Here is a 5,882-nt window from a genome sequence, read left to right on the forward strand (position 1 = left end):
GCTGGACAACGGCTGGAAGCTGCGCTGGGCGGCGTTCACGGCGACCGCGGACGGCTATGCAGACGGTCTGTTTGTGAGTACCGCGGACGATAACGCCACCGTTACCAACGATCTGACCATTATGCACCCCATGGTGCAGATGGGCAACGCCCCCACTGCGTGGACGGCCAGCACCGGCGACTATCTGACCGCCAACGAAACCAAAACCGAGATCAAGCAGACGGTGAGCGAAATTAAGCTGACGGCCAGCACAAGCGGAACCAGCAGCACCATCAAGCTGACGGCAGGCGGAGCAGAGATCACCAGCGCACAGATCAACCTATCCGGCGTTGTGACATTTTCGGATTTGAGTACCTGGAACCAGGATAAGACAATCATCAACGGCGGCAACATTACCACCGGGCAGATTCACAATCTCAAATACTCCACCGTGTATGACCTGGACAACGCGTGGATACGTATGGGCACCGAGGCCGGTGAGCGCGTGTTTCTGGACAACCGGCACATCGCATGGTACGCCACCATCAACACCGGCAGCATCGGCCTGACCGGCGTGCTGTACTCTGAGGCTGGCAGCTCCTACATTGGGGCGTGCAGCAAGTACGCCAAGTACGGCTGGGTCAACGGACTCGACCCCACATCTTACGTTGGGATGCAGATCACCTACAACCGCAGCGATGACAGCGATGCCGATTTTAACACGACGCGCGTTGGCGTGAGCGGCAAGCTCAACGTGCACAACCTAGACGTTTGGGGCAGCAAATCCCGCGTGGTGCCTACCAGCTTTGGTGCACTGAAAATGGCTGCATTTGAGACGCCGGTGCCCACCTTTGCGGACTGGGGTAAGGGCCGGTGCAGCCCAGACGGCTGGTGCCTGATTGCCCTTGACCCACGCTATGCGGAGACCATCGCCCAATATGGGCAGCCCGCCTGGCTGCTGACGGATTGCGATGGAACCGGCCATCTGTGGGCCGAAAACTGCGGCCAGTACGCCATTGTACACGGCGCACCGAGACAGCAATTTGCGTGGCTCTGCATGGCCGCCCAGCGCGGCTATGAGGGCGGCTATGCCGACCGCAGTGACAGCAGCTATCCCGCTGGTACCCCGGCGGGCATTGAGCTGGCCGCCAGCGCTGCTGCCCGCGCCCAGGATGAAAGCACCACCGCCGCAGATGACCTGTTGGCTATGGAGACAGGCGCAGACGAGACCGCAGACATTCTTTTGGAGGAATCGGAGAGATTAACATGAAGAAATTATCTGGCGTGGCGGTCGTTACGACCGCCGAAGGCGAACGCGTGAGCTACACATACATGGAACTGGACGACAACGGCAACATCACCAGCCAGAACAACAGGGCCTCCTTCGTGGCTCTGGATGAGGATCTTCTGGCCGCTATCAAAACCTTGAAAGACGCTGTAAATGCGCGGCTGTGACACATAAGGGGGTGCAGACCATGACCGATACCAAACGCATTAAAGATTGCAAACGCAGGATTATTGCTGCCCTGAATGATGCCCAGATTCCCTATGCGGTATCTGAGCTGATTTTAGAGAACGTACTGTCTGCTGTACGTGAAAATATGGCTGCAGAGGAAATGGCAGCGGAGAACCAGCCGAACCAGGAGAAAAACGAATGAAACAGGGAACGCAATTCGTGCTGCCCGTGGAAATCGGGATGGATCTGGATGATGTGAGCCGGATCGAATTTGTGTTCAAGCAGAAGAGCTGCAAAGGCTTCCCGGCCATTAAATCCAACGTCTGGCCGGATGACTGCACCCGGCAGGAAGGACAGAACATCATCCTTATCCCCTGGACGCGGGAAGAAACGTACAAATTCCTGGGCGGCGAAGCATTGTACATGGACACCCGCATCACGTTGCGGGACAGCACTGACCAGCCGCAGACGGAGATTTTGACGCTCAAAATGAGCCCGACCTTATTCCAGGAGGTTGATGGTGCATGATCCAGGTGCGAGTGGCCCAACAGAGCGCCGTATCAGTGCGCATTGCCGGGGCGGCATCCGTGCGGGTGGACGTGACCGGCACCACAGTGGTGGGTGCGCCGGAGTACAGCGGGCCGTATGACATCACGCCGTTGTTCTCGGCGCAGGTTTTGCCCACCGCAAAGCGACTAATGCAGCAGGACCTAACAATCAAGAAGATACCTCAGTACGAGGTAGCCAACGATTCCAGTGGCTACACACTGATTATAGGAGAGGAGTACTACAATGCCCAATAAATATGTGAACAAGGTGGTTATCGGCAAGGAAACGAAGCTTGACCTTACCGCAGATACCGTAACCCCGGACAAGCTGGCCAAAGGTATCACGGCGCACGACAAGTCCGGCGCCCCTATTACCGGTACCAGCACGAAAGACGCGGATACCAGCGATGCCACCGCAGCTGTGGCGGAGGTTTTGAACGGGAAAACATTCTACGCGCGTGGCGCTAAAATGACCGGCACGATGCCCAACAACGGCGAAGTCAACGGTGAAATCAGCACCGTTTCTGGTAAATACACCATCCCCATGGGCTTTCACGATGGCGCGGGCGGAGTGACTATCGCAGCGACCGAACAGGCCAAGCTGGTGCCCGCAAATATCCGCGAGGGCGTTACGGTCCTGGGCGTGAAAGGCTCTATGAGCGGCAGCGAAGGTATGAAGCCGCAGGCCAAGAGCGTTACGCCGACCTTTGAGCAGCAGGTTGTGCTGCCCGACAAAGCGTATAACTGCCTGTCTCAAGTTACTGTGCAGGCGATCCCGGCCACATACGTTGATAATGCGGCTGGCGGCCAGACGTTGACGATCGGAGGCTGAGCATGGCCGTAAACAAGGTTGTTATCAATGATGCCGTTGTCCTCGACCTGACCGGCGATACGGTGCGGGCTGCCGACCTGCCGAAAGGGGTAATTGCCCACAGTGCCACAGGGGCCAAAGTCACCGGAACCACAAACTATGCCGGTTCCAGCAACGCAGGCGGCTCCGCAACGAGCGCCGAAAAACTAAATAACAGCCTGACTATCAAACTGAACGGAACCAGTCAGGGCGCATGGGACGGCAGCAGCGCAAAAACCATTGACATAACGGCAGCCAGCGTTGGCGCGACAAACGTTACGCTCAGAAGGTGGTGACAGTTGCATGGGTGTGTATTTAGGCAGCAATGCCGTTGATATGCAGGGCGGCTTTGTGAGTGGTGGCTCCAGCGGCGTAAAATTGCAGAGCAAAACAGTTACCCCAAGTGAGAATACCCAAACCGTAAATCCTGACAGCAGTTACGACGCTTTAAGTTCCGTCACGGTGGAAGCCATATCGAACACGTATATCGGTAGCAGCGTAACCAAAAAAAGCGCCGCCACTTATACGCCGGGAACTAGCAATCAAAGCATTGCATCCGGCCAGTATTTAAGTGGTGCCCAAACAATTAAAGGCGATAGCAATTTAATTGCGAGTAATATTAAAAAGGGTGTAACGATTTTTAATGTAACCGGCAGCTACAACGAGGCAACTGGCGGCCCAACACTACAGAGCAAAGCGGTCAGTCCCAGTGAAAGCACCCAGACGGTAAGCCCGGACAACGGATATGACGGACTGAGCAAAGTGACCGTGAATGCCATATCGAGTACTTATGTTGGCAGTGATGTAACCAAAAAAAGCGCAGCAACTTACACCCCGAAGACAACCGATCAGAGCATTGCATCTGGGCAATACCTGAGCGGGACACAGACAATCAAGGGCGATGCAAACCTGGTGGCCGGGAACATTAAGAGCGGTGTGAACATTTTTGGTGTGACAGGAACTTATGCCGGCGGCGGGAGTTCCGGCGGCAATGGCAATAACAATGTGGAGGCTTATGCCATTACGGACACCAACCCCAGCGTGAGTTTTAAGACCGCCAGCGGAACCATTAAGATTTGGGGCTATGGCACCATAACCAGTTCCGGCGGCTGGGGCGGGCAGACTACGAGCCTGGTCGCGTTTGAGGGCGACAAGTACCACAAGAGCGCCATATACGGCGGCCCAAGCAGCACTAATCTGAGCCTAAGCATCAGCAACGGAAAACTGACTGGGCTGCCGAGTGGACTATCCGCAATCAGCGCGATTGTAACGAGAGGTATATGATTATGGCCACTGACACAAAGCTGGACAGCCTGGTGATCAACTACCTGACGCAAGCCCAGTATGATAATGCTAAGAGTGAAGGAACGCTGAACAGCAACCAGATCTATATGACACCGGCCTCCTCCGGTACCCATACGCTGCCTGCCGCTACCAGTTCAACCCTGGGTGGCGTAAAGATTGGCAGCAATATTACAGTGAACAGCGGCACGATCAGCATTAGTAAGACTAACGTGACAAATGCACTGGGTTATACGCCACCGACTACTGATACCAAGTACACACTGCCAACCGCAAGTGCTTGGACTTTGGGTGGTGTAAAAATCGGGAGTAACATTACGGAGAATTCCGGCACGATTAGTTTGACAAAGGCGAACGTGACAAGTGCTTTGGGATACACACCGCCGACAACAGATACTAAGTACACACTGCCGACAGGTAATGCTTCGACTTTGGGCGGTGTGAAATTGAGTGATTCGACCAGTTCAACAAGTTCGACCAATGGTGGTGTTGCGGCAACGCCGGCGGCGGTGAAGGCGGCCATCGCGGAAGCAAAACTTGCAGCCTGGCCGATTGGCAGTATTTACATGACCGTAAGCAATACAAGCCCAGAGTCTTTATTTGGCGGTACCTGGGAAAGAATTTCTGAACGCTTTTTGCTTGGTGCTTCTGGTAGTTTTCCCGCAGGTGCTACTGGGGGTGAATCCGCCCATACGCTTACACAAAGCGAGCTACCGAATTATTCGTTGTCTGTAACCAACGGAAGCAACGTAATACGCTCCAAAACCGGAAGCTCTGCGGATGCGTATGTTCAAACGCAATCAGGAGGCTGGGGTATTCCGAACTGGGAATCCAAAACCGTAACAGTCGCCTCCGGCGGTTCCGGGAAAGCTCACAACAACATGCCGCCCTATCTGGCGGTTTATATGTGGAAGAGGACAAAATAAGGACAACAAATCATGAGACTTTCAAACGAAGACGTTCTGCTTCACTGGCCCCTGGCCCAGCACATCATCACCGCGGGCTGGCTCTACAATGATGGCAGCCTGCACCGGGCGCTGGATTTCCGCGCGGCGGTAGGCACGCCGGTATACGCCGCAGAGGGTGGCACGGTGGAGACGGCCTACCGCTGGAACGGCAAGCGCACCCAGGGGGACATCAACAGCTATGGCAACATGGTCAAGCTGCGCCACACGACCTACAAGTACGGAACCCTCGAAACCCTGTATGCCCATCTGAGCAAACTCTGCGTGACCCAGGGCCAACAGGTGCAGGAGGGGCAGCTGATCGGCTACAGCGGCGATACCGGCAACTGCTATGGAGCACACCTGCATTTTGAAGTGCGCTGGAAAGGCCAGCGTACCAACCCGCTGAACTGGCTGGATGCTGATTTCAGCATGGCCAGCAGTGCGGTAAAATTGGGCAGCTATAGCAGCGTAAAAAACAACACAAAGGAAGTGAAGCGTATGTATTACGCAATCGACGTAAGCAAGCACCAGGGCAGATTTGACTGGCAGGCAGCCTACAGCAAGGGCATCCGCCATGCTATGCTGCGCGCCGGGTATGGCCGTTACAGCAGCCAGAAAGACCCCCAGTTTGAGCGCAACGCAGCGGAGTGTGCCCGTCTGGGCATCCAGTATGGCGTGTACTGGTACAGCTACGCCAGCACCCCGGCGGAAGCCCGGCAAGAAGCCCGCTGCTGCCTGGCCGCGATCAAGGGCAAGCACCTGTGCCTGCCGGTGGCGTATGACATTGAGTATGAGCCGTG

Annotated in this window: 10 protein-coding genes; all 10 read left to right on the forward strand. The window is 55.6% G+C overall.

The genetic code is table 11. The features are described 5' to 3' along the window. The coding region (locus C4885_RS16560) for a hypothetical protein (RefSeq protein ID WP_158538926.1) at nt 1-1,249 on the forward strand (1,249 nt) is incomplete at its 5' end. After that, nucleotides 1,246-1,434, forward strand: a complete 189-nt coding sequence (locus tag C4885_RS15070; RefSeq protein WP_114001122.1) for a hypothetical protein — start codon at nt 1,246-1,248, stop codon at nt 1,432-1,434. The genes C4885_RS16560 and C4885_RS15070, both read left to right, overlap by 4 nt. A gap of 20 nt (nt 1,435-1,454) precedes the next feature. Continuing rightward, on the forward strand, nt 1,455-1,637 hold the full coding sequence (locus tag C4885_RS15075; RefSeq protein WP_114001123.1) for a hypothetical protein: 183 nt from the start codon (nt 1,455-1,457) through the stop codon (nt 1,635-1,637). Continuing rightward, nucleotides 1,634-1,963, forward strand: a complete 330-nt coding sequence (locus C4885_RS15080) for a hypothetical protein (protein ID WP_114001124.1) — start codon at nt 1,634-1,636, stop codon at nt 1,961-1,963. The genes C4885_RS15075 and C4885_RS15080 overlap by 4 nt, the downstream gene beginning before the upstream one ends. Continuing rightward, complete coding sequence (locus tag C4885_RS15085; RefSeq protein ID WP_114001125.1) at nt 1,960-2,238, forward strand: hypothetical protein; 279 nt, start codon at nt 1,960-1,962, stop codon at nt 2,236-2,238. Before C4885_RS15080 ends, C4885_RS15085 begins: the two co-directional genes overlap by 4 nt. Then, entirely contained in the window at nt 2,228-2,815 is a 588-nt protein-coding gene (locus tag C4885_RS15090; protein ID WP_114001126.1) for a hypothetical protein, read from the forward strand. Before C4885_RS15085 ends, C4885_RS15090 begins: the two co-directional genes overlap by 11 nt. A gap of 2 nt (nt 2,816-2,817) precedes the next feature. Continuing rightward, nucleotides 2,818-3,129 carry a hypothetical protein gene (locus C4885_RS15095; RefSeq protein WP_114001127.1) on the forward strand — a complete coding sequence of 104 codons (312 nt, stop codon included), beginning with the start codon at nt 2,818-2,820 and terminating at the stop codon, nt 3,127-3,129. Between the two features lie 7 nt (nt 3,130-3,136). Next, on the forward strand, nt 3,137-4,117 hold the full coding sequence (locus tag C4885_RS15100; protein WP_114001128.1) for a hypothetical protein: 981 nt from the start codon (nt 3,137-3,139) through the stop codon (nt 4,115-4,117). A 2-nt stretch (nt 4,118-4,119) separates the two neighbouring features. Then, nucleotides 4,120-5,061 (forward strand): tail fiber protein, encoded by a 942-nt coding sequence (locus tag C4885_RS15105; protein WP_147237863.1) that lies wholly within the window; start codon nt 4,120-4,122, stop codon nt 5,059-5,061. Between the two features lie 12 nt (nt 5,062-5,073). Further along, on the forward strand, nt 5,074-5,882 hold an 809-nt coding region (locus tag C4885_RS15110; protein WP_147237865.1), incomplete at its 3' end, for a peptidoglycan DD-metalloendopeptidase family protein.

The sequence above is a fragment of the Subdoligranulum sp. APC924/74 genome, assembly GCF_003324125.1.
Lineage (GTDB): Bacteria > Bacillota > Clostridia > Oscillospirales > Ruminococcaceae > Gemmiger > Gemmiger qucibialis.

Coding starts and splice junctions, on each gene's coding strand:
- C4885_RS15070 (WP_114001122.1), top strand. CDS start 1,246: ATGAAGAAATTATCTGGCGTGGCGGTCGTTACGACCGCCGAAGGCGAA.
- C4885_RS15075 (WP_114001123.1), top strand. CDS start 1,455: ATGACCGATACCAAACGCATTAAAGATTGCAAACGCAGGATTATTGCT.
- C4885_RS15080 (WP_114001124.1), top strand. CDS start 1,634: ATGAAACAGGGAACGCAATTCGTGCTGCCCGTGGAAATCGGGATGGAT.
- C4885_RS15085 (WP_114001125.1), top strand. CDS start 1,960: ATGATCCAGGTGCGAGTGGCCCAACAGAGCGCCGTATCAGTGCGCATT.
- C4885_RS15090 (WP_114001126.1), top strand. CDS start 2,228: ATGCCCAATAAATATGTGAACAAGGTGGTTATCGGCAAGGAAACGAAG.
- C4885_RS15095 (WP_114001127.1), top strand. CDS start 2,818: ATGGCCGTAAACAAGGTTGTTATCAATGATGCCGTTGTCCTCGACCTG.
- C4885_RS15100 (WP_114001128.1), top strand. CDS start 3,137: ATGGGTGTGTATTTAGGCAGCAATGCCGTTGATATGCAGGGCGGCTTT.
- C4885_RS15105 (WP_147237863.1), top strand. CDS start 4,120: ATGGCCACTGACACAAAGCTGGACAGCCTGGTGATCAACTACCTGACG.